This is a genomic window from Porphyromonas gulae DSM 15663 (assembly GCF_000378065.1).
Classification (GTDB): domain Bacteria; phylum Bacteroidota; class Bacteroidia; order Bacteroidales; family Porphyromonadaceae; genus Porphyromonas; species Porphyromonas gulae.
In genome coordinates, this window is the sequence record NZ_KB899163.1 from 1 (window position 1) to 24,110 (window position 24,110).

At 49.1% G+C, this 24,110-nt stretch carries 22 protein-coding genes; 10 read left to right on the plus strand and 12 right to left on the minus strand.

Annotation, left to right across the window (positions count from 1 at the left end):
- The 4 genes from F452_RS10780 to F452_RS0106195 all read right to left on the minus strand — a co-directional run.
- Window positions 1-1,102: PepSY-like domain-containing protein (locus F452_RS10780; RefSeq protein WP_018965358.1), on the minus strand; the 1,102-nt coding region annotated here is incomplete at its 3' end.
- A gap of 40 nt (window positions 1,103-1,142) precedes the next feature.
- Complete coding sequence (locus F452_RS0106185) at window positions 1,143-1,580, minus strand: PepSY-like domain-containing protein (RefSeq protein ID WP_018965359.1); 438 nt, start codon at window positions 1,578-1,580, stop codon at window positions 1,143-1,145.
- Between the two features lie 123 nt (window positions 1,581-1,703).
- Window positions 1,704-2,987 carry a sensor histidine kinase gene (locus tag F452_RS0106190; protein ID WP_018965360.1) on the minus strand — a complete coding sequence of 428 codons (1,284 nt, stop codon included), beginning with the start codon at window positions 2,985-2,987 and terminating at the stop codon, window positions 1,704-1,706.
- Window positions 2,984-3,673 carry a response regulator transcription factor gene (locus F452_RS0106195; protein ID WP_018965361.1) on the minus strand — a complete coding sequence of 230 codons (690 nt, stop codon included), beginning with the start codon at window positions 3,671-3,673 and terminating at the stop codon, window positions 2,984-2,986. Before F452_RS0106195 ends, F452_RS0106190 begins: the two co-directional genes overlap by 4 nt.
- Window positions 3,674-3,903: 230 nt before the next feature.
- Between F452_RS0106195 and F452_RS0106200 the strand changes: the two genes are divergently transcribed.
- From F452_RS0106200 to F452_RS0106210, 4 genes are all read left to right on the plus strand, one after another.
- Entirely contained in the window at window positions 3,904-4,512 is a 609-nt protein-coding gene (locus tag F452_RS0106200; RefSeq protein WP_018965362.1) for a C40 family peptidase, read from the plus strand.
- 296 nt (window positions 4,513-4,808) lie between these two features.
- The gene (locus F452_RS12030; protein WP_235315036.1) at window positions 4,809-5,021 is read left to right on the plus strand and encodes a DUF1661 domain-containing protein; all 213 of its coding nucleotides are present in this window, start codon (window positions 4,809-4,811) and stop codon (window positions 5,019-5,021) included.
- A gap of 72 nt (window positions 5,022-5,093) precedes the next feature.
- Window positions 5,094-7,148 (plus strand): S9 family peptidase, encoded by a 2,055-nt coding sequence (locus F452_RS0106205; protein WP_026292250.1) that lies wholly within the window; start codon window positions 5,094-5,096, stop codon window positions 7,146-7,148.
- Window positions 7,149-7,230: 82 nt separating this feature from the next.
- Complete coding sequence (locus F452_RS0106210) at window positions 7,231-7,857, plus strand: HAD family hydrolase (RefSeq protein ID WP_018965364.1); 627 nt, start codon at window positions 7,231-7,233, stop codon at window positions 7,855-7,857.
- Between the two features lie 64 nt (window positions 7,858-7,921).
- Here the strand turns inward: F452_RS0106210 and F452_RS0106215 are convergent, their stop codons facing one another.
- The 6 genes from F452_RS0106215 to F452_RS12035 all read right to left on the minus strand — a co-directional run bounded on the left by F452_RS0106215 (window position 7,922) and on the right by F452_RS12035 (window position 13,029).
- Window positions 7,922-8,311, minus strand: a complete 390-nt coding sequence (locus tag F452_RS0106215) for a PEGA domain-containing protein (RefSeq protein WP_026292251.1) — start codon at window positions 8,309-8,311, stop codon at window positions 7,922-7,924.
- A gap of 248 nt (window positions 8,312-8,559) precedes the next feature.
- Window positions 8,560-9,720 carry a 1-acyl-sn-glycerol-3-phosphate acyltransferase gene (locus F452_RS0106220; protein WP_018965366.1) on the minus strand — a complete coding sequence of 387 codons (1,161 nt, stop codon included), beginning with the start codon at window positions 9,718-9,720 and terminating at the stop codon, window positions 8,560-8,562.
- Between the two features lie 2 nt (window positions 9,721-9,722).
- Window positions 9,723-10,736: a D-alanine--D-alanine ligase gene (locus F452_RS0106225; RefSeq protein WP_026292252.1), complete on the minus strand. Its 1,014-nt coding sequence runs from the start codon at window positions 10,734-10,736 to the stop codon at window positions 9,723-9,725.
- A 70-nt stretch (window positions 10,737-10,806) separates the two neighbouring features.
- Window positions 10,807-11,889, minus strand: coding sequence for an RluA family pseudouridine synthase (locus F452_RS0106230; protein ID WP_033317155.1), 1,083 nt, complete (start codon window positions 11,887-11,889; stop codon window positions 10,807-10,809).
- 49 nt (window positions 11,890-11,938) lie between these two features.
- Complete coding sequence (locus tag F452_RS0106235; protein ID WP_026292253.1) at window positions 11,939-12,595, minus strand: PASTA domain-containing protein; 657 nt, start codon at window positions 12,593-12,595, stop codon at window positions 11,939-11,941.
- A gap of 284 nt (window positions 12,596-12,879) precedes the next feature.
- A complete protein-coding gene (locus F452_RS12035) occupies window positions 12,880-13,029 on the minus strand; it encodes a DUF1661 domain-containing protein (RefSeq protein ID WP_369794167.1) in 150 nt (49 codons plus the stop codon).
- A 387-nt stretch (window positions 13,030-13,416) separates the two neighbouring features.
- On the opposite strand from F452_RS12035, the gene F452_RS0106245 reads away from it, so the two are divergent.
- The 6 genes from F452_RS0106245 to F452_RS0106270 are packed head-to-tail and all read left to right on the plus strand — an operon-like array spanning window position 13,417 to window position 22,169.
- Window positions 13,417-14,037, plus strand: coding sequence for a TetR/AcrR family transcriptional regulator (locus F452_RS0106245; RefSeq protein WP_018965370.1), 621 nt, complete (start codon window positions 13,417-13,419; stop codon window positions 14,035-14,037).
- Window positions 14,038-14,071: 34 nt separating this feature from the next.
- Window positions 14,072-16,477 carry an efflux RND transporter permease subunit gene (locus tag F452_RS0106250; RefSeq protein WP_018965371.1) on the plus strand — a complete coding sequence of 802 codons (2,406 nt, stop codon included), beginning with the start codon at window positions 14,072-14,074 and terminating at the stop codon, window positions 16,475-16,477.
- Window positions 16,478-16,534: 57 nt separating this feature from the next.
- A complete protein-coding gene (locus tag F452_RS0106255; protein ID WP_080637697.1) occupies window positions 16,535-17,359 on the plus strand; it encodes an outer membrane lipoprotein-sorting protein in 825 nt (274 codons plus the stop codon).
- Between the two features lie 3 nt (window positions 17,360-17,362).
- Window positions 17,363-18,637, plus strand: a complete 1,275-nt coding sequence (locus tag F452_RS0106260; protein ID WP_018965373.1) for a DUF1302 family protein — start codon at window positions 17,363-17,365, stop codon at window positions 18,635-18,637.
- A gap of 24 nt (window positions 18,638-18,661) precedes the next feature.
- Window positions 18,662-20,416, plus strand: coding sequence for an ABC transporter ATP-binding protein (locus F452_RS0106265; RefSeq protein WP_018965374.1), 1,755 nt, complete (start codon window positions 18,662-18,664; stop codon window positions 20,414-20,416).
- A gap of 46 nt (window positions 20,417-20,462) precedes the next feature.
- The gene (locus tag F452_RS0106270; protein WP_018965375.1) at window positions 20,463-22,169 is read left to right on the plus strand and encodes an ABC transporter ATP-binding protein; all 1,707 of its coding nucleotides are present in this window, start codon (window positions 20,463-20,465) and stop codon (window positions 22,167-22,169) included.
- Between the two features lie 40 nt (window positions 22,170-22,209).
- Here F452_RS0106270 and F452_RS0106275 read toward each other — a convergent pair whose 3' ends face one another.
- Window positions 22,210-22,848 carry a LysE family translocator gene (locus F452_RS0106275; protein WP_018965376.1) on the minus strand — a complete coding sequence of 213 codons (639 nt, stop codon included), beginning with the start codon at window positions 22,846-22,848 and terminating at the stop codon, window positions 22,210-22,212.
- 200 nt (window positions 22,849-23,048) lie between these two features.
- Window positions 23,049-24,098 carry a porin family protein gene (locus tag F452_RS0106280; RefSeq protein WP_018965377.1) on the minus strand — a complete coding sequence of 350 codons (1,050 nt, stop codon included), beginning with the start codon at window positions 24,096-24,098 and terminating at the stop codon, window positions 23,049-23,051.
- Between the last annotated feature and the right edge of the window lie 12 nt (window positions 24,099-24,110).

The following is a 24,110-nucleotide window of genomic DNA, read 5'->3' on the forward strand; positions in this document are numbered from 1 at the left end:
CATCCTGATTATCTACATTTCCGCTCACGAAGTTACCCTGAGCATCGAACAGCAAGTCATACTCCTTGTTGTTGTAGACGATCTCTGCCTTGTATGTGCCGTTGGACTTTCTTTCTATGTCTTTGATAAAGGCACCGGGATAGTTCTGCTTGATGTAATTTACGATCTTAGCCTTGATGTGAGCAGGGATATTGTCATCATCATCCTGATTATCTACATTTCCGCTCACGAAGTTACCCTGAGCATCGAACAGCAAGTCATACTCCTTATTGTTGTAATAAATTTCTACATCATAAGTACCATTGGAGTTACGCTCGATACTGTGAATGATAGCTCCCGGGTAATTCTGATTGACATAGCTGATGATCAGAGCCTTGATGTTGGCAGGAATGTTGTTTTCGTATGCATCATCATCGTAGTCATAGTCGTCATCTCCATCATCCACATGACTATTTACCCACTCGCCTTGGAGTGTGAAAATAAGAACTCGATGTACCGTACCATCCAAAATGTCCACCTCTATGTAGCCATCTTCGATCTCGTACTCCAGAATGGTTGCATTAGGATAGTTGGAAGCGATGTAAGCCTTGATGGTATTCATTACTCCTGCCGGAATCACCGGATTGGCATATTGACCTGCTGATCCGTTGTGAGGTTTTTTCACGGTTTTGATCAGCTTGCCATTGGGCATGTAGAACAAGTCGACTTCCTGGTCTCCCTTTTCTACTTCTATGACATAGAATATTTCGGTACCGTTACGTTCTACCTTATCTATGTCTTCTATTTTCCACTTGGCATATTCACTTGCCTCAAAAGCAGCTCGGACTGCTTTAGGCAGGGCGCTGTAGGGAATGTCTATCTCCGTGTATTGCCAGATGCTTCGCAAGAACCATGCTTCAGACTTAACGCCTTCGTTCATGAATTCTGCCACACGAAATTCGCCTTCTTGTTCCCATCTTACATTCTGAGCATTGGGATACATCGTAGCTAAAACTGCCGCTTCATCCGAAGTTGAATTGATGAGATCGTTGTCTTCCTTGTTACATGCAGCAAATAAGCCTGCAAACAGCACCATCGATGCTAAAAACTTGAATACTTTCATTTCTCTAAATTTTTGATTTGATTATTGAATAGAATGCTTGTCAATCATGAAACCGCTTGAAAACCCCTTTGAGAGAGAATACGAGTTCCATGCCGTTGTTTAGTTCCACTTCATAATCTCTGCTATCCCGATCGATTTGAACGATATAGAGATCGGGATGCTGAGATGATATATGGCGCAATATCGGGACAGGGACCAAATCGCTGGGTACGCGCGAGTACTTGCAGTCTATTTCTTTCCAATTTCCTTTTTTGTCGAATTCGATTTTATTGCCATCGGCAAAGACAACATCATAGGTCTTGCTGAACAAGTCGTTGTCCATCTTTACGTATGCTACCTTAGCACTTGCAAAGTGTTTTGCCACGACTGCCTGTGCCTTTTGGGGAATGCGATTGAGGGGGATGATACGATCGCCGGCCGCAAATGCCTTTATTCCAGCCAGTACAATTATTAGAAGAAAAATTTTCAGTCTTTTCATTGCTCTAAATTCTTTATTATCCTTGGTTGTGTATAACAAAGAACTTATATGAATCTGAAAAGAAACTGAAATGACGAAAGATTTTGAGAAAAATTTTTCCTGACCGGCCCGTCAAGCACCTTCTTATACTTCCTTGTTGATGGAAAAAGTGTGTTTGCCGTTCTCGAAGCGATAAGACAGCCGGAGTCCGTACAGTTGGCATATAGAGCGTGCAATGGGAAGCCCTAAGCCGGAAGAATGAGCCTGTTTCATATCGTGATAGAAACGCTCGAATATCAAGGTCTCGTCCAAAGCGTCCTTCACTCCCGTATTCGCTATGCTGCAATGCTTAGAGGTAAGATCGATATGGATCTCTCCGTCTCTTTCAAGATTGTGTAGGTATGCATTCTTGAGCAGGTTGCTTAGCAAGACTTTGGCCAAGGTCGGGTTCATCGATAGAACCATCGCTTCACTGTTGCCCCACACGATGCGAATACCTCGATTGGCAAAAATCGCTTCATACTCCTCCACCAAATTGCGTAGCAGCTCATTCACATCTATGCTCTCCACCTCAGGGAACTGATGGTTTTCGATTTTGCTATAGAGAAGGAGGGTTTTATTGAGCTGTACAATATGGTTGATAGACTGTATGGCCTTATAAATCTGCTCGAGCTGCTGTTCGTTCAAAGAAGGATCTTGCAGTAGCATTTCCAGTTTGTTACGGCTTATGGCCAGAGGCGTTTGCAGCTCGTGTGAGGCATGCGAGATAAATTCTTTCTGCTGCTCGAAAACCTCCACGTTATGGTGGGCAGTACGCAGCATGGCTTCACTGAGCTTGCGGAATTCCGTCACATCCGTTTTTGCCATTACCAATTCTTGAACAGGTTCGTTCACGCGGAAGCGATCTATCCAGCTGATCAGTCGGTACAGTGGCCGGAAACTACGCGATATGATCCACATGGTGACGCTGATGGTAACGATCAGAAGGAGGATATAGAGATAAATGATAAACTCTAACAGCGTTTCGCGCAAATCCCTCTTTTCGATGGTCGGCATGGAAACCTTGAGTTCATAGTATTTGCCATGGCCGTCGCCGAATACCGTATGCATCGTACGGCAGGGCTCCATTTCACGGCGAGCCTTCACGTACACCATCTCATCGTAGTAAATGTCGTGAGCGAAACGCATAGCTTCCTGTGGGGTAATCTCCCGAATCGAGTAGGAGTTGTTGAGGTCGTTTTCGGCCGGTGGAAGAGGGTTGTCGGAGAGAATGTTACGGATGACGTGTTCGGAGTAGTTCTCCAACGAATCATTCGTCTCGTCGTTTATTTCATCGACGATTACATAATAGAAAGCTATCACCCAAGCGGTAAATACCACGAGGAAGACAGCAGACAAACGCAGTACTATTCGATAAGATAGTTTCAACGCTCTTCGTCCCTTTCTATGAGTTTATAACCGAACCCATATACAGATTTGATCTCGATAGTGGCCCCTGCATCGTTCATCTGCTTGCGCAGATTTTTGATTTGAGCATAGACGAAGTCATAATTATCCGCTTGGTCTATATAGTCTCCCCAGACAGCCTCGGCCAGAGCCGCTTTGTCCACCAATCGGTTAGGACGGGTCATCAGGTGGTGCAGGATGTCGTATTCTTTGCGTTTCAATTCCAGTGGATGGCCATCGACCAAGACTTCGAACTTGTCCGGTACCAAAGATACATTTCCGAGTTTGATTTCCATAGCTCCATGAGCTGTCTTGCGTCGGATAAGTCCTTTAATTCTGGCATTCAACTCTAAGAGGTGGAAAGGTTTGGTCAGGTAGTCATCGGCTCCCAGATCTATTCCTTCTACCTTGTCTTCGATGGAATCTTTGGCAGAGATAATGATCAGATTCTCCGTTTTCCCCCTTTTTTTGAGTTCTTTCAAGAGAGTAAGCCCATTACCGTCCGGCAGCATGATGTCCAGCAGGATACAGTCGTAGTCGTACACGAGTACCTTGTCCAAGCCTTCGTTCATCGTTGCAGCTGTCTCTACCACGTACCTCTCCCCGAGCAGAAACTTTTGGATCGTTTCGCGCAGTTCCGGTTCGTCTTCGATAATGAGGATTTTCATCTGGATAGCCCTGTTTCGATTGATCTTCTTTTACAAATATAACATGGTAAAACTGAATTTTTTCTGAAATAGCCTCTCTCGCCCTGCAGTCCTGTGATGTGCGGATATTTTACGACTGCGTTTTGGCACGCGGCGCTAATCTTTTTTTACTTTTTATATATCTTTGTTTGAAAGCGATTTGCCGGAATCTTGGCAAATAAAGTCTTTTAGTCAATTAAAAACAGATAGTTATGACAATAAAGCGCGCAGTGCGAATAGCACTTCTCACGCTGATCGGCATCCTTTTTTTCTCCCCTTCGCATATTCAGGCGCAGAGTCCGTTCTGTACCGAACATATCCTGCAGCTATATAACAAGATTCTCAGAGGAGAGTCCCCGGCAGACTCCCTCGCAGCTCAAACAGCGGACAAGGCTGCATTTCCCTTTATAGACAAACTCATCAATCTCGGTCGCACCTTTCTTGGCAAGCCATACCGCTATCGTGGACCCTCTCCATGGCCGATGGACTGCTCCGGCTATGTATCCTACCTCTACTCCAAGTTCGATGTCAAGCTCCCTCGCAGTGCAGCTGCACAAAGCTTGTACACGGACCGTATCAGACGCGAAGATCTGCAGCCGGGCGACCTCATCTTTTTCAAGGGTCGCAATGCGCGCAGCAGCCGTGTAGGGCATGTCGCTTTGGTCGTATCCGTCGATGGTGATGATATTACCATGATGCACAGTCGCAATTCGAGAGGGATCGTAATAGAGAAGCTCAGTCGCAGTGCCTACTTCTCCCGCCGATTGGTCGGCTATGGCAGGGTACCCGGAGAACGGAAAACAACTCCGCGAAAAAGTTGATCGGACCATACTGAAACGACTATAGGGGCTATCCCCCCCATGGGGCTGTGCAGCAATCACCGGATTTGTGCACAGCCCTTTTCTCATACAGCCCGATGGGCTTGGAAGGAGAGCTATGGCGAGGTAGTCAAAGAGGAGAAAAGCGGTATACGTTCCAGTTCTTATTTTCCTCTATTTGAGAATGTAAAAAACGATCGAGCTGAGACTTGCCGGCAAAAAGATTTATCGTTCATAAAATTAGATGGAAGTGGTTTGAAAAAACGTGGCGCGAGAAAGTTTTTCTTTTGGTGCGGGAAGTGAAAATTTTTGGAGCCAAAACGAAAAACTTCTCGCGCGTCTTTTCAGGAAAACACGCACCACGATCAGAACATTTTGGTCCGTATCGTAGAGATAGTAGCATGTTGAGCCATTGGCTTGCCGCACCGATAGCGATTGTATCAATGGCGACATGCAGGCCGTATGCTCTGTCCGACGAACATGCCTCCCTTCATAGATCAAATTCTCGTTAAAAGGGAGGATAACGAGTTTCTTTCGTATTTTCGTTCCACAATAAAATGTAATACAAGTAATAAATCACCACAATGAACAAAAAAATCTTTTCGATGATGGCCGCAAGCATCATTGGTTCGGCTGCTATGACCCCATCAGCCGGAGCCGGCACCGGAGAGCATCTGACGCCGGAGCTATTTATGACCCTGTCGCGAGTGAGCGAAATGGCTTTGTCGCCCGATGGCAAAACGGCTGTTTATGCCGTCAGTTTCCCCGATGTCAAAACGAATAAGGCTACTCGCGAGCTATTTACTGTCAATCTCGATGGTTCGGGACGCAAGCAGATAACCGACACGGAGTCCAACGAATACGCTCCGGTCTGGATGGCCGACGGTAAGCGTATCGCTTTCATGAGCAACGAGGGCGGCAGCATGCAGCTCTGGGTTATGAACGCCGATGGTACGGGACGTCGCCAACTTAGCAATATCGAAGGAGGTATTACCGGTTTTCTTTTTTCTCCGGATGAGAAACAGGTGCTTTTCACCAAGGACATCAAATTCGGGAAGCGTACCAAAGACATTTATCCCGATTTGGACAAAGCTACCGGACGTATCATCACCGATCTGATGTACAAGCATTGGGACGAATGGGTGGAGACCATACCGCATCCCTTCATCGCGAACGTGACGGATGGAATGATTACTACCGGCAAGGACATTATGGAGGGCGAACCCTACGAAGCTCCGATGAAACCATGGTCGGGTATCGAAGATTTCAGTTGGAGCCCTGACGGACAGAACATAGCCTATGCCAGTCGTAAGAAAACGGGCATGGCATATTCTCTATCTACCAACTCAGACATATATATCTACAATCTGGCTTCCGGCCGCACACACAATATTTCCGAGGGGATGATGGGCTACGACACATATCCGAAGTTCAGCCCCGACGGCAAGAGCATCGCATGGATCAGTATGGAGCGCGATGGATATGAAAGCGATCTGAAGCGTCTTTTCGTGGCGGATCTTGCCACAGGAAAGCGCAACTACGTAAACCCCACATTCGATTACAATGTGGATATGATCCAGTGGACGCCTGACAGCAAGGGTATCTATTTCCTTGCCTGTAAGGAGGCGGAGACCAATCTGTGGGAGATTACGCTCCGAACCGGTAAGATCCGTCAGATCACACAAGGACAGCACGACTATGCGGACTTCTCCGTGCGGAACAACGTTATGCTGGCCAAACGCCACTCCTTCGAACTTCCCGACGATCTCTATTGCGTAAATCTGAAGAACGGCGCGGCACAGGCGATCACCGCAGAGAACAAAGCTATCCTCGATCGTCTCATTCCGATCACCTGCGAAAAACGCTGGATGAAGACTACCGACGGTGGCAATATGCTCACGTGGGTAGTGCTGCCGCCCAACTTCGACAAGAACAAGAAATATCCTGCTATACTCTATTGTCAGGGTGGTCCGCAGAACACTGTTAGCCAGTTCTGGTCCTTCCGTTGGAATCTCCGACTGATGGCTGAGCAGGGTTACATTGTCATTGCTCCCAACCGTCATGGCGTACCTGGATTCGGACAGAAATGGAACGAGCAGATCAGTGGCGACTATGGTGGCCAGAATATGCGTGACTATCTGACGGCCGTGGATGAAATGAAGAAAGAGCCGTACGTCGATGGCGATCGTATCGGAGCAGTGGGGGCCAGCTACGGAGGCTTCTCCGTCTATTGGTTGGCCGGCCATCATGACAAGCGATTTGCTGCTTTTATCGCTCATGCCGGTATCTTCAATCTGGAGATGCAGTACGCCACGACGGAAGAGATGTGGTTTGCCAATTGGGACATAGGCGGTCCTTTCTGGGAGAAAGATAACGTAGTGGCTCAGCGTACCTATGCAACTTCGCCGCACAAGTTCGTGCAGAATTGGGATACGCCCATTCTCATGATCCATGGCGAACTGGACTTCCGCATTCTTGCTTCACAGGCTATGGCTGCTTTCGATGCGGCACAGCTTCGGGGTGTCCCGAGCGAGATGCTGATCTATCCGGATGAAAACCATTGGGTACTCCAACCGCAGAATGCACTGCTATTCCATCGTACATTCTTCGGTTGGCTGGATCGTTGGCTGAAGAAGTAATCTATTCCCGTCAAAATCGAAGGGGGCGGGCAGACACGATAACGTCAGCCCGCCCTCTCCATTTCAATAATAGCGCACATTTATGATTAGAAACATCGTATTCGATCTCGGCGGAGTTCTTATCCATCTCAACCGCGGAGAATGTGTCCGACGATTCAAAGCCATTGGCGTAGCACACATAGAAGAGATGCTCGACCCTTATCTGCAAAAGGGGCTCTTCCTCGATTTGGAGTCCGGGCGCAAGAGTGAGGAGGAATTTCGGGCCGAGCTTTCCCGACACATCGGCAAAGAATTGACTTATCAGGAAGTGTACGACGCTCTTCTCGGCTTCCTTGAGGAGATTTCGGCCGAAAAGTTCGATTATATCGACTCGCTATGCCCCGATTATCGACTCTTCCTCCTCTCCAATACGAATCCTTATGTCCTCGATTTGGCTATGAGTCCCTGTTTTCTCCCCTCGGGACGAACGTTGGATAGCTTCTTTGATAAGGTGTATGCCAGTTGTCGGATGGGCAAGTGCAAACCCAACGAAGATATTTTCCTCGAAATGATAGCCGATAGCGGTATGAATCCGGAGGAAACTCTCTTCATCGACGACGGACCGGCTAATGTGGCAACGGCCGAACGACTCGGTTTCCACACCTATTGCCCCGACAATGGGGAAAACTGGATCCCTACCATTACTCGACTCCTCCACGAACAGAAATAAAGAAGGGCTGTACCGCGAATCGTTTCGCTCCGTACAGCCCTTTTCGTATAGAAAAAACGTTTGCTTATTTCGTAGACTCTTGCATCGTGAAGTCCACGTTCAGCTTATTCTGATCCAGCCCGTACCAGTTGCCTGTAATGGCATCGATAGCCACGGGAAGAAGACCGCCCAGTACATCCAATACCACCCACTTAGCTTCTACGCGGTTGTTGATTACACGTATGATGGGTTGTTTACCCGGAATACGGAATTCCACTGTGTAGGATTTGTCAGCCTTGAGCGAGAGCTGCAGGGGCGTTTGTCCCATCTTGTCCCCATTGACATAAACTTCTGCTCCCTGTGGGTTGGAAACCATTTCCACAGCATGAGACTGTTTGCCGAAGAGAGTGGCACACCCGGTAATCGTAGCTAAGCAAAGTGCACCGCAAGCGAAGCATAGTAATGCTTTTTTCATTGTATTGTTTTTATTTCTTTTCCGCCCCCCATAACTTAGACCGGTATGGAAAGATGATGGAGGCATAGTCATCCTTCTCATACAAATGATATGTTCTTTTTTGATGTTCCGTAAGGGATTTGTATCGAGTCTTCGGACGGCAAAAATAACATAAACTCCCCAATGGATAATATGTATATGGTTAAAAACCATACTGCCTTTCAGAGGAGACGATGTGTGTCTTTGACCGGTGGAGGGTATCGATCGGACTATACATTCATCGGATCTTGAGCGGCATAATAGGCCTTTGCCGGATTGGCATACATGGTCAGGATCAGTCGTTTCAATTCCTCTTCGTCCTTATCCTGCATCTCCACTTTGGCGATTTGTGCAGACAGATAGTTTACAAAGGTTTCTTTTTCTTCCTCGCTATAATGCGTACCGGCGTGGTCGCATCCGTCCAGAAGATCCCATGCTACATAATTGCCCGGATAGAGACGGTAGCGACGATGGATTTCTGCATCGATCAGTTTGCCTGCTTCTGTGAACTGCCGGGCGTGCGGTATGTCTGTTGGGATGCTTTCGGCCAATTCTCTCAGAGGAGTACCTATGGCAAAGTGAACACGTCCTTTGTAGCCGAAAATACCTGTCTGCATATTGAGCAGATCCTCCCCGACGGGTTTCTTATATGACGGATCGCGTTGCTTGCAGAGCATTTCGCGTGCTTTCAGGTAATCGCAGGGATCATACTCATAGCTCAAAGAGAGCGGCACGATGTTGAGGTCGAGCAGACTCTTGATCCCTCCGTCCTCACCACTCATGGCAAGCATTTTGAGCACACTGCTCTGTGTGCGATCGTCGGCATCTTTGGCCCGTCCTTCGCGTTGGGCTATCCAGATGGAGTCTTTCGTATGGGTGATCGTATGCCGGATGTATGCCGATAGTCTCTGCGACTGTGCTATCAGCTCGCGCATATTGATCCCACGGCGTACGATAAAGCTCCCGTTGAGCCGTACGAAGTCTTCTATCCAAGGCTTCACGAGCAGATTGTCCCCGATGGCTATCTGCGGCATATTGTAGTTGATCTCAGCAAGCAGCAGGTTGAGGAAAGCCGAGTCCAATACGATGTCGCGGTGGTTGGAGATAAAAACGTAGGCTCCATTGTCAGGGATACGACTCCTGCCACTCAGCGAGAGGCTGAAGGTCGTTTTCTCACCCACCGCCTTAACGGCTGTATAGCCGAAGATGTGTTTGAATTCGCCGGCCGATTTGCAGCCCAACATCATTTGTTCGAACTCCTGCGGCTTTACGTCCGGCATCATTTTGCCGAACACATACCGATATTCGGCCGAGCTCAGCAGACGTTCTATTACGGCCGGTACCTCCTGATCGCAGTATGGCCTGATGTCCTCAAATAGTGTCGTATCCATAGTTATTGGTTGTGAAGTTGTCCGTTACTGCTGTCGTTCAGTCCATCCCGAATGATAGTGCAAAGCACCTCTTTCATATCCATTCCGGCAGCCCGAATCTGCTGGGGAATAAAACTTGTAGGGGTCATGCCCGGTGTCGTGTTTACTTCCAGCAGCGTAGGGATACCGTCTGCTTCGATGATATAGTCCACGCGTATGATGCCCCGAGCGTTGAGAAGTCCGTATATGCGCGCTGTCATGGTTTGTATCAACTGAGTGGCTTCATCACTGATTCTTGCCGGTGTGATTTCTTCGACGGCACCGTTGTATTTGGCATCGAAGTCGAAAAACTCATTATGTGCGACAACTTCGGTAACAGGCAATGAAACGACTTCTTTGCCTCTGAGGAATGCCCCACAGGTAACCTCGGTACCGCATATCAGACGTTCTATCATCACTTCTTCACCCTCAGAGAAGGCTTGTTCTATTGCCGGATGGAGCTGTGCTGCTTCCACCACCTTGGTAGTGGCGATGCTGGACCCTCCCACATTGGGTTTCACGAAAAGAGGAAGCCCCATACGTGCTGTCAGACTCGCTACATCGGGCAGAGGATCCCGCCGAGTCAGTCGGACAGAATCGGCAATGCGTATACCGAAGCCGGAAAGAAAACGATTGCAGACGTATTTGTTGAACGTCAGCGATTCGACAAGCGTGTCGCCCGTATTGTACGGAATGCCGATCATATCGAGATACCCTTGAAGCAGACCGTTCTCGCCCGGAGTCCCGTGTATGGTGATAAAAGCATAGTCAAACCGTACTCGTTCGCCGTCAAGATCAAAGCTGAAATCATTCTTGTCCAAGGGAACCGCTCTTTGCTCTGATACCCGCACCGACCAGCGATCGCGCTCGATCAGCACAAGAAAGGTGGAGAAAGGCTCGCTTCCAAGCCAGGAAAGAATGCCGGCAGCACTCTTGAGCGAAACGGAATGTTCGCCCGAATAACCGCCAGCAACGACAGCTACAATTGGTTTTTTCATCATTCTGTTTATTTAATATGTAGGGGAAAAGCTATTGTACTATTAGTAATGGGGGATCAGTCGAATCGGTTCAGATATAATCCTGTCCTGCGGATATGCAGGTGATAAACGTACGCCAACGCTCAAGCAAAGCAGTAAGATCGGCAGGCAGATCGGAGTCGAACAGCATTTCTACACCTGTTACAGGATGGCGGAAGCCTAATGTCTTGGCATGCAGTGCCTGTCGCGGGCAGATAGCCAGACAGTTCTGCACGAATCGGCGGTAATTGGCCGTATTGTTTCCTCTCAGGATTTGATCGCCGCCATAACGCTCGTCAGCAAACAGCGTATGGCCTATGTGCTTCATATGTGCCCTGATCTGATGAGTACGTCCCGTCTCCAGACGGCATTCTATCCAGCTGACGTATGCCAGCTCTTCCAAGACCTGATAATGCGTTACGGCCGGTTTGCCAATATCTCCATTGGGAGGGAATACAGCCATTTGCAGGCGGTCTTTCAGGTCGCGTCCTATATTGCCGGTAATGGTCCCGATCGGGTAGTCGAAACGCCCCCATACCAGTGCACGATAGGAGCGATGCGTCGTCTTATAATAGAATTGCTTGCACAAATCCGATTTGGCTTCGGCTCTCTTGGCAACGACCAGAAGGCCGCTCGTGTCCTTGTCTATACGGTGTACGAGTCCCAGACTTGGATCCATGGGGTCGTATTCGGGATCCTCTCGGAGGTAGTAGGCCAGTGCATTGACCAGCGTGCCCGTATAATTGCCATGGCCGGGGTGTACCACTAATCCGGCAGGCTTATTGATCACGAGCAATACATCGTCCTCATACACTATATCGAGTGGGATTTCTTCGGGTATGATCTCCAATTCCCGTCGCGGCCGTAGGAGTTCCAGCGTGACCACGTCGCCCGGTTTGATCCGGTAGTTGCTCTTTACAGGCCGCCCGTTGACGAATATGGCACCGGCCTCGGCCGCCTGCTGGATACGGCTGCGTGTGGCATTGTTCATCCTGTCGACGAGGAATTTGTCGATACGAATAAGCGTCTGCCCCGGATCCGCTACAGTCCTGAAATGTTCGTATCTGTCCTCTTCCGGATCTAACCCGCCGTCTGAGATGTCCTCTGCATCGTCTTCTTCGAATAGGTCCGCCATCTCGGGGGTCATCGGATACAGCTGTTTTTCCTCCATAAGGCGTACTTGGTTACCACCACGATTCGCTATTCTCCTCTTCGGCCTTTCCCGAAGCTGTGTCCGCCGATGAGCTGTAGGTGATAGGCTCGTCGATCAGTGACGAATCCGGAGAAAGCGGTGCATAACCGTTGATCACCCGTAGTACCAACGGAGTCGTTATCGGCAGACGGGTGCCGGCCAGTACGTTCCTGCCATCGGCCAGTTCTACTCCGTCCGTCAGATTGATAAAATCGCCTGAGATATACCGCTCCGTGACCTGTTCGAAGCCCAATCCTTTCAAAATAGCGTGAGCCTGACGGCTGGACATGTCTTTCAGATCGGGTACGATTCCTTTCCGAGCCGATCTTGCATTGATCGAAAGAAAGATGATACGCCCGGGCTTGACCGTATTGCCACTGCGTGGAACCATTTCCACTACGACACCCGGAGCCAGAGATTTGTCATAAACGGAATCGACTAGTTCGTAGCGAAGATCGTGGCTCGAGAGCAAACGCTCAGCCTCTTTCAAATCTTTGCCGCGCAACTCCGGCATTACGATAGAACTGTTGTGCCTCGTGTAAATATCCAGTCCGAACATAATACCCATGAGGATAAGACCTGAAGCCAAAATCATCAATAGCAGGTGAAATAGGACAGGATATTTATGACGAAAATTCTTTAGTTGCATGCCAACGGAATATTATTTTGTTCCAAAATACAGTTCAAAGTACGGAAAAAACCTGCAAACAGAAAAACAGAAGCAAGTACCGGAAAGGGTTGGCAGTCGGGAGCGGTTTGTTCCGGTTTTACTCCCCGGTCTGTCGCCTTCATCGGGAATGAAGGCCTTATCATCGATCTCCACCGGCTTATTAACCTGAGTTCGTCCTAAGACGAGCGATGTGGGTAGAGTGCACCCATCATGGAGGTGTCGATCTTACGCCGTGGCTCAGATTGGCCAATCGCTATAGCCGGCTATTTCTCAAATACGAACCAAAAATGCTCCGATTGTGGCGCGTGTTTCCCCGAAAAGTGGCGCGAGAATTCTTTCGTTCCGGCGCGTAAAATTTTTACTTCCCACGCCAAAACGAAAAACTTCCCGCGCCACGTTTTTTGGAGAGGCAAACGAGAAAATTCTCGCGCCTAAATCCATCGGATGCCAGACATCGCTACACTTCATTTCCATATATGTTCGATTCGTGGGGGAGCATTGTACCCCTTGCCAATGACTCTTTTATGTATTTGTTCTGTATGGATAAATGGTGACGGATTTCGCGCTTCGATCAAGCATTTGCTCTGCAGTATGATGAGGGGCGTTTATTCGAGGAGGATTCTACCGGTGAAAAAGCCCCTTTTTGAAAGAAATGCCTGGTACACAGATTGGTATCGACAGCCGTTTTGCCGATTTGTTGTTAGATTTTGATCGCTTTTGTGTCGATTTTACCTAAAAATCGGGATTGTGAACACTGTTCAGGCTTTGTTCCTTTGTCATGTACCAATAGCGATAACGAATTGACAAGGACAAAAAACGAGACGGATGCCCGTGCCAGAATCTTGCGAGCTGCACGAGAGGAATTCATGGTCAATGGATTCCGAGATGCTTCTCTCCGAACCATCGCTCGCGAATCGGGGGTGGCCGTGAGCAATATATACAACTACTTCGAACACAAGGACAGCCTCTTCAGGGCTGTGCTTCAGCCTCTCTTGGATGAATTCGGACGGATAATGGAAGATCACAACAGTGAGCACAATATGGATGTCTATATGCTCATGCCTGAAAAGTTCCGTGAAGAGACGACAAAGAAGTTCATGCAGTTTGCCCGACAGTTTCGGGCGGAGCTGAAGCTCCTCCTCTTGCAGTCCGGCGGTTCGTCGTTGGAGCACTTCAAGGACCAGGTCATCAGCAAGCAAATGCGATCAGGTGAGAACTATCTAAGGCTCTTCAAGGAGAAATACCCCCATGCCAATACCGAGGTAAGTCCCTTTTTCATTCGATTGGGGGCTACATGGTGGGTCAATGTCTTTATTGAGATCATAACGAACGAGACCCATGCCGATGAGGAGATCAGCCAAGGCTTGTCCGAGTATATCGCTTTCGGCACGGCCGGCTGGCGAGCACTGATGCAGATATAATACAGAACATAAAAAACACAAATGAGACAAAGCAATGAAAATAGAACGCATTAACAGGTGGTTTCGCCATCGTGGCGAATGGATTATCCGCAGGCGTTGGATTGTATTGGGAGGTTTTTTCCTCTTTCTCTTTCTCGGATTCAATGGATTGCGTTTCCTCAATATCAAATCCTCATGGGAAGACTATTTCCTCGAAGACGATCCCATGATCATCAAGACGGAGGAGTTCAAATCCGTTTTCGGCAATGATAACTATGCCGCTGTATTGACCCGCTGTGACAATACTTTCACGAAAGAAAATCTGGAGCTGATCCGTCGTCTTTCCAACGAGATGCTGGACAGCATTTCCTATGCCGATAAGATTACTTCGCTTACGGACATCGAGTTCATGATCGGGAATGAGGAGGGGATGACCATCGAGCAGATCGTACCCGAAGAGATTCCTTCCGACTCTGCCGGACTGACGGAGATCCGACACAAAGCATTCCTCAAATCATATATAGCCAACCGTCTGGTGTCCCGGGACGGTACCCTTACGTGGATTCTCCTCAAGCTGAATCCCTTCCCGGCCGATTCCGTATGGAACAAAGGGAAAGGCGCTATCGCCCCTGAAATGGTGGTAGGACGCGAATTGGAAAACATTATCCGCAAGCCCGAATATGCCGCGCTGCATCCCAAAGGGGCCGGTATGCCCTATCTGACGGATAGGAAGATGGCTTGGGTGAATAGAGAGTTGCCTCTTGTAATGGGTATTGCCATTCTGCTGGCTATCATTGTGCTCGCATTATCTACCCGTTCTTTACGCGGAGTGGTAGTGCCCGTAATCACGGCCTTGTCCTCCATCGTCATGGCCTATGGACTGACGGGTTATCTCCGCTTGGGTATCGACAGTGGTATGATGATGATACCGATGCTCTTGGCCTTTGCCGTAGCCGTGGCATACAACATCCATATCCATTCCTATTTCCGACGGCGGATGATGATACATGGCAAGCGCAAGGAAGCCGCTGTGGAGACCATCGAAGAGACGGGGTGGCCCGTACTCTTCAGTGCCCTCACCACCTTTGCCGCCCTTCTTTCTTTCCTGGCTATTCCCGTCGTACCGATGCACTTTATCGGCATCGCTACTTCTACCAGTGTTCTCTTCTCCTTTATGATTGCCATTACGGTGATGCCCACTACTTTGAGTTTCGGTAAAGACCGCCGGCCCAAAGCCTCCGTGGGAAAAGAAGGCAAGCATCGGCTGGACCGATGGCTCGAAGCCTTCGGTGCCTGGGTATTGGATCATGAGAAGTCCGTCTGGTCTGCTTTTATCATCATGACTGTGGTGATGATCCTCGGATTCCTGAAAATGGAGACGGCATTCGATATCGAACGGACGATGGGAAGACGGATAGAATACGTTAGTAATATCCTCTCCGTGAGCGAAAGCGAATTGGGGTCTCTTTACTCCTACGACATTATGATCGATTTGGGCGAGGAGGGGAAGGCCAAGACTCCCGAAGCTCTCCATGCTCTGGACAGCATCGCTCGTCATGCCGAGGCGTATCCCCTGACCAAGCGCACGACTTCTATCCTGAATATCCTCAAGGATCTGAACGAGACCCTGCACGATGGGAATGAGGTCTATTATCGCGTTCCCGATGATGCGGAAGAGGTGGCACAGCAGCTTCTCCTCTACGAGAACGCAGGTGGCAGCGAAGCCGAAAACTGGATAGACTACGAATACAAACGGCTGCGTCTGAAAGTGGAGATGAATTCCTACAATTCGGGTGAGGCCGAGTGGGAATTGCAGGACATTACCGACTATGCCCGTAAGCTTTTCCCCGAAGCAGAGATTACACCGGTGGGCAGCCTGCCGCAGTTCACCACGATGATGCAGTATGTGGTGCGCGGACAGATCGCCTCCTTCCTTATCTCACTGCTTGTGATCGGGCTATTGATGTCCATCGTCTTCGGTAGCATTCGTGTAGGGCTTATAGGTCTTATCCCCAATATCATGCCCGCCATTGTGGTGGGCGGTCTGATGGGCATTCTGGATTATCCGCTGGATATGATGACTGCTACGATCATGCCTATGATATTGGGTTTGGCTGTGGACGATACCATCCACTTCTTCAACCACGGACACTTGGAGTTCGACCGCCAGCGCGATTATCGCGGAGCCATACTCAAATCGTTCCGGATCGTCGGCACGCCCATTTTGCTCACCAGTCTTATCGTCTCGGCCAACTTTGCCGCTTACACCATTTCCAAAGGGCACTCCTTCGTACATATGGGTATTCTATCGGTTGCGGGGATGTTCACAGCCCTTTTGGCAGACCTCTGCATCACACCGCTCCTGTTCCGACGATTCCGAATATTCGGGAAAGAAGATTCTGCCGTGTCGGCATCCGGAGAGACTGAGCACGGACCTCAGTCGAATATCCCCAACGGTTAGGCGTATAAGGTAAAATGCCTATGAATTTTTGCCCACCGCAAGGGTCGGGGAAGACTAATAAGTAGAACAGCTAACAAAAACGAAAAAACGATGAAACGATTGGCAAAGACCTCCCTCCTGACAGCCATGGCGGCGATGGTCTCTTTCAGCATCTCGGCCCAGACCGGGCGCGACATAGCACAGCGCGTAAAAGACCGCCCCGATGGTGACACGCGCCGCTCCGAACTCACGATGAAACTCATCAACAAGCGAGGTGCCGTACGAGAGCGCAAGCTCATTTCCTACTCCATCGATACGGGCAAGGATAAGAAAGACAGGAAGACTATCATGTTTTTCCTCTATCCGGGCGATGTCAAAGGAACCGGTTTCCTCACATGGGATTATGATCAGATCGGCAAGGACGATGACAAATGGCTCTACCTGCCGGCGATGAAGAAGACTCGTCGCATCAGTGGAGCATCTGCCAAGAAGGACTACTTCATGGGCAGTGACTTCACCTACGACGACATGGGCAGCCGCAATGTGGACGAGGATACGCACAAGCTCCTCGGCGAAGAGACTTTCGGCGGGCATAAATGCTGGAAGTTGGAGTCCACGTCCAAGGATCAGCGCGATGTTTTCTCCAAGAAAATCGCTTGGATCAGGCAGGATTGCCTGATACCCGTCAGGGTGGAGTATTACGATAAAATGAACAAGCTGCATCGTCTCTTGGAGCTTTCCGAGATCACGAAGGTCGATGGCTTTTGGCTGGCACAGAAGATGGATATGTCCAATGTGCAGACGGGACATCGGACTGTACTGGAGATCAGGACGCCGGAGTTCAACCGCCCGATCGACGAATCCAAGTTTAGCGTTACCTCTCTCGAAAAAGGCTCTCTCTAAACCATGAAACCGCAGACAAACACGGTGCTACGCCTCCTGCTTTCGCTGGTAAGCATCCTCATCTTCCTCCCTTCTCGGATGTGGGGACAGGAAGAAGAGCGAAGCTCCCGATACGAGTTCAAAGGATTCGTGGACACCTACCATGCCGTACGCAGTACTTCTCCCTTCGATTTCATGAGTTCGCGTACGAGAGTGAGGGGCGAGTTGGAGAGATCGTTCGGCAATTCGAAAGTAGCCGTATCGGTCAATGCCACCTACAACGCTCTGCTGAAAGACGAGACCGGCTTACGCTTGCGTGAGGCCTTCTTCGAACATCAGGAAGACCATTGGGGCTTGCGCCTCGGACGGCAGATTGTCATCTGGGGGGCTGCCGATGGTGTGCGCATCACGGATCTGATTTCGCCGATGGATATGACTGAATTTCTGGCACAGGATTACGATGATATTCGCATGCCGGTCAATGCTTTGCGCTTTTCTGTCTTCAACGAGTCTATGAAACTGGAAGCCGTGGTGCTGCCCGTATTTGAGGGATACCGCCTGCCGGTGGATCCTCGCAATCCTTGGAATATCTTCACACACACATCCATTGCTCAGGGGATGAATATCGTCTGGAACGAAGAAGCCGGCAAACCGGCCATGAAGGTCGCTAATATCGAATACGGTGCACGATGGAGTGCTACGCTCTCCGGTATCGACTTCTCTTTGGCTGCTCTGCATACATGGAACAAGATGCCCGTCATCGAGGTACAGAGTATTGCGCCGACGGAGATTGTCGTCAGTCCTCGTTATTATCGTATGGGATTTGTCGGTGGCGACCTCTCCGTACCCATCGGACAGTTTGTTCTCAGGGGAGAGGCTGCATTCAACATAGACAAACACTTCACCTATAAGAGCTATGCCGAACAGCAGGGTTTCCAGACGATCAACTGGCTGGCCGGAGCCGATTGGTATGCTCCCGGCGAATGGATGATCTCAGGGCAATTCTCGATGGAAAGCATATTCGGGTATAGGGATTTCATTTCTCAAAGGCAACACTCCGCCCTGCTTACCCTCAACGTTTCCAAAAAGCTCCTCGGCAGCACGCTCCAGCTCTCGAACTTCTCCTACTACGACCTCACGGGCAAAGGGTGGTTCAGTCGTTTTGCTGCCGACTATGCCCTGAACGACCAGATACATCTGATGGCCGGATACGACTGGTTCGGCAGCAAGGGCAGCGGTATTTTCGATCGCTACAAAGACAATTCCGAACTCTGGTTCAAAGCCCGCTACAGCTTCTAATAACAACAGAAACGACCAATACAAATGAACGACACAATCAAAAAAATAAAAGCCTATATGGGCAACCGAGCCATCCTCTTGCCCGTTTCATTAGTGCTTTCGGGTCTCAACGGGCTTGTCTCCTTGGTACCGTTCGTCTTGATATGGCTGATCGTGCGCACGCTCCTTGGAGGAGAGGGCACCATCGAGGATAATCAGGTATTTGTCTATGCCTGGTGGGCAGTCGGCATAGCTGCATTCGGTGTCTTGGCCTATTTCCTCTCCCTTTCCCTTTCGCATCTTGCTGCTTTCAGAGTAGAGGTCAATATGCGTCGGGAAGCCATGCGCCGTGTAGTGCGTATGCCATTGGGTTACTTCGACAAACGCCTGAGCGGAAAGATGCGTAAGGTCATTGATGAGGACTCTTCGCAGACGCATACATTCATTGCTCATATCTTGCCCGATGTTATAGGCAGCATGATGGCTCCCGTCGGGGTGCTGGTACTGATCTTCGTGTTCGATTGGCGGTTGGGTATTGCCTGCCTGCTCCCGATTGCTTTTGCCGTGGGAGCCATGTCTTTTATGTTGAATCCGAAGCAAAATAAGTTCCAGCGAAGGTATCTCGATGCACAGGAGAAGATGGGGAGTGAGGCCGTAGAGTATGTGCGTGGCATACCGGTAGTGAAAGTCTTCCAGCAGAGCGTTTATTCCTTCAAACGTTTCTACCAAAGTATTATCGAGTATAAGAAATTGGTGACGGAATATACTTTGGGTTGGCAGAAGCCAATGGCTTTCTATGTCATGTTTACCAATAGTTTTGCTTTTTTCCTCGTGCCTGTAGCTATTTGGCTTATAGGCCGAACAGGCAATACGGCGAACATAATAGCCGATATGTTTCTGTACTTGCTGATTACACCCGTTTTCACGACCAATATCATGAAGATGGCCTACCTGAATCAGAACCTCTTTTTACTGAATGAGACAATAACCAGACTGGAAAATTTGACATGGGAAGAACCCCTTGCTACGCCCGAAAGGCCGCAAATTCCCGTCTCGAATGAGGTCTCTTTCGATCATGTTACTTTTCGCTATACCGGTACAGTGCAGGATGCTGTCAGCGATGTCAGTTTCTCCATTCCTTCGGGACAAACCTATGCACTGGTCGGACCTTCCGGAGGAGGTAAGACCACTATAGCCCGACTCATCCCCCGCTTTTGGGATGCTACCGAAGGTAGTGTGCGAATCGGTGGAGTAGATGTAAGGGATATAGCCAAAGAAGAACTGATGGACAGGATCTCTTTCGTCTTTCAGAATGCCAAACTCTTCAAAACGACCATTCGTGAGAATATTACCTATGGCACCCCGGATGCTTCCGAGGGGGCTTTGTATCGTGCCATCGATCTCTCTCAGAGCCGTGAGATTATAGAGCGTTTGCCCGATGGGTTGCAAACGAAGATAGGGGCCGAAGGCACGTATCTCTCCGGAGGGGAGCAGCAGCGCATAGCTTTGGCTCGTGCCATACTCAAGGATGCTCCTATTGTGGTGCTTGATGAAGCAACAGCCTTTGCCGATCCTGAAAATGAGCAGCTGATACAGCAGGCTTTGCACGAACTGACGAAAGGGAAGACGGTGCTGATGATTGCCCATCGGCTGACGAGTGTGCAGCATGTGGATCGTATCCTTGTGATTGAGAAGGGACGAATCGTCGAACAGGGTACCCACGAAGAACTCCTGTCACAAGGTGGTCTTTACAAATCCATGTGGGAGGAATACCGGCGATCCGTTTCTTGGACATTATGAAAGAAGAAATACACATAATTACCTCTAATCGAAACGAAACAAATCTATGATACGATATTTCCAACGCCGATTCGCTCTCTCTCGTAAGGGTGCACAGGATCTTGCCAAAGGCATTGCATGGACTACGGTTTTGAATGTCGGATTTATGTTGCCTGCCATATTCACTTTTCTTTTCCTCGAAGACTATCTGCAAGGATCCACCAGACATGGCATTGGGTATTATATAGCCATGGGAGCGGCTTTTATGGCGGTGCTCTTCGTCATAGCTCTCTTCCAATACACGGGCCTGTACACCAAGATTTATACCGAGAGTGCGAACCGCCGTATCGCCTTGGCTGAAAAGCTACGCAAACTGCCGCTGGCTTTCTTCGGAGAGAAGAATCTTTCCGACCTGACTTCCACCATGATGGAGGATAGTACAGTGATGGAGACGGTATTCTCTCACAGCATCCCTCAGCTCTTTGCATCGTTGTTCAGTCTCTTTTTGATCGGTATCGGACTCTTTTGCTACAATTGGCAGCTATCGCTGGCTCTCTTTTGGGTTGTGCCTGTAGCGGCCTTGGCTATTATCTGTTCCAAAAAGATGCTGGACCAATCATTCCGCTCGAACTACCATATCAAACGAGAGGTCACCGAGCACATACAGGAGGGGATCGAGCACATACAGGAGATAAAATCATACAATGGCGAAGAAGAGTTTGCCCAGCGTTTCGATGCCAAGCTCCATGCCTATGAGAAGAGCCTGATTCGAGGTGAACTTGTCGTAGGTACCTTCCTTAATGCTTCCCATATTATCCTCAAGCTGGGACTGGCCTCTGTGGTTATAGCAGGAGCTTATCTCTTGTCGGAGGGGGCTATCGATCTCTTTACCTATTTGGTCTTTCTGCTTATTGGATCGAGCATATATAATCCTATTGGTGAAGTGTTCAGCAATTTGCTTCTCTTACAATACCTCGACGTACGCATTGATCGGATAAGAGAAATGAATGCTATGCCGATGCAGGAGGGCAAAACGGATTGTGCGGTACAAAACTTCGATATCATATTCCAAAATGTAGACTTCTCTTATGAAGAAGGGAAGCAAGTATTGCGCAATGTATCGTTTACAGCCAAACAGGGCGAAGTGACAGCCCTCGTAGGTCCTTCGGGCGGAGGAAAGAGCACTTCGGCCAAGTTGGCAGCACGCTTTTGGGATATAGACGGGGGAAAGATCTTTTTGGGTGGGGAAGACATTTCACAAATCGAACCCGAACCCCTGCTACGTCATTATGCCATCGTCTTCCAAGATGTACTGCTCTTCAATGCATCGGTGGCCGATAATATCCGTATAGGTAAGCCCGATGCCACGGATGAAGAGCTGAAACGCGTAGCTCGGCTGGCAAGATGCGACGAATTTGTAGATCGTCTGCCGAATGGATACGACACTTTGATCGGTGAAAATGGTGAGAACCTTTCAGGAGGCGAACGTCAGCGCATCTCTATTGCCAGAGCCTTGCTCAAGGATGCTCCGATTGTGCTCCTTGACGAAGCCACGGCAAGTCTGGATGTCGAAAATGAAACCAAGATACAGGCCGGTATATCCGAGCTGATCAAGAATAAGACAGTCCTCATTATTGCGCACCGTATGCGCACTGTGGCCAATGCGCACAAGATCGTTGTCCTCAAAGATAGCACAGTGGCCGAATGTGGCAGTCCGACCGAATTGATGGCGATGAACGGTGAGTTTGCCCGAATGGTAGCGGCTCAAAAGTAAGAAACGGAAAGAGAGCTTTAGCCCCGTAGGGGCGAGTGTGCTAATTCAAGATGTCGGACAAACCGGCAAACAATCCGAAAACGGATATAACCATAAAAATGACGGCTACGATGCGGTTGAACCACCGTATGCCAACGACATTGATCCGATTGCGTAGCAGGCTGAAGAGATAAGTGATAAGAGACCACCAGCCGATCGCCCCCAAAGCGATACCCAACATGCCGGAGGTGTAACCGACTAACATCTTCCCGGGAATATCGGTGACGAAGTTGAAACGGGAATAAAGGGCGATAAAAAAGAAGATGATGAAAGGGTTGGATAGCGTAAGACCGAAAGAGCTTAGTACGGTATGCCATACGGAAAAGTTGTTGTCCTTATCGTCCACCTTGAAAGAAGGGGCTGTCCGATACAGATATATGCCGAATAGAAACATGACCACACTGCCGAGAAGCTGTAGCCAAGCTTCATTGCTGTCGATGAAGTTCATTACCAAACCTATCCCCAGATAGGTGGCAGTGGCATAGAAGAGATCGCTAAGCATGGCACCGATACCGGTGTAGAACCCATCGCGTCGTCCTCGGTGCAGAGTCCTTCGGATACAGAGAACCCCGATCGGCCCCATAGGAGCCGACACGAGAATGCCGATGAGAATACCGTATAGAATTGAAGAGGCAACCATGCCGTAGAAAGGGAAAAACTCCTTATTGTCCCGCTATGTGGGATTGCAAAGATAAACATTCTACCCCGTTATATCCTAATCCGTTTTTTGCCGGTTTTCTTGAAAAGAAAAAGTCCGGAACGAGGAGGCAACCTCCTGATCCGGACTTTCGCATCAAAAAACAGCTTGATAATCGGCTTTCCTATTGCTCCGATCTACTGTCAGAACGCTACCTGCACCTGTGTTAGCAGGGCGTGTGTGCTGTTGTGCTCACCTTTCGGATTACTCAATACATACTGTGCCTGCAAGCGACACTTCGGGAAGAACCAGTACTGAAGGCCGGCTGTAATATTATGAACGTGTTGTCTTGCGTACAGATTCATAAAGTCATACGAGCCGATGATATCGAGGTTTTTGAACAGTCGGCCTACTCCGGTGGTGTAAAATCCTTTGGTAATCAAGTCATTGTCCTTTCCTTCAAGATATTCGGTACGCAGGTCGAAGCACTTCGAGCGAAACATTCCTCCTACACTCCAGCGAGATCTGTCGTATAAATCTCCGTCCATAATTTGCATGCCATCGATTGGGGCCGGAAGTTTTCCCAAAGCCACAGTCTTACCGCTTATGAAGCTGCCGGTAAAGGAAAGACATTCGAGTGGTCGGAGCGTAAGGCTGCCCTCCACGGTTTTATGCTTGGAGCCATCGAGCGTATTCATGCCTTGGCCGTTGAGTACTCCAAGGCGATAGCCGAGCATGTCGTTGAAGAGATCGCCATAGATTTCCAAACCAATGTCGCGTCCGCTTTGAGCACCCATAAGAGGATCGGAACCATTTCCTGCTGCGAGGAAGTTGGAAATCATCGATCCGCATGAGATAGTTTCGATAATAGATGGAGATAGTTGGTTTTCGATCGAAAAAGCTGTTTTGAACTGTCCCAATCGTATTCCGAAACCCGAACAGGCGCGAAAAGATGTGTAAAGTTCCAAATTGGTGTATCCTTTCGCGAAATCAGGAATGAAGGTTACAGACCATTTGTTCGTGATGGCAATATCGGCACGAAGGGCGATGCGTTTCACGTCGAACGTGTTGTAGTTCTCCTCATCGGAATCCATCGCAGGGAGCCACAAGGAGGAAAATCCTGCCTGTGCATAACCGGCGAGGCTAACCCGTTCTTTGATTGCATTGAAAATACTGTTTGCGGGCTTTTGGGCGCAAATACTCCCTGCCCCCAGCATCACCAAGGATGCCGCTAATAGATGTTTTACTTTCATTTCTTGAGCGTT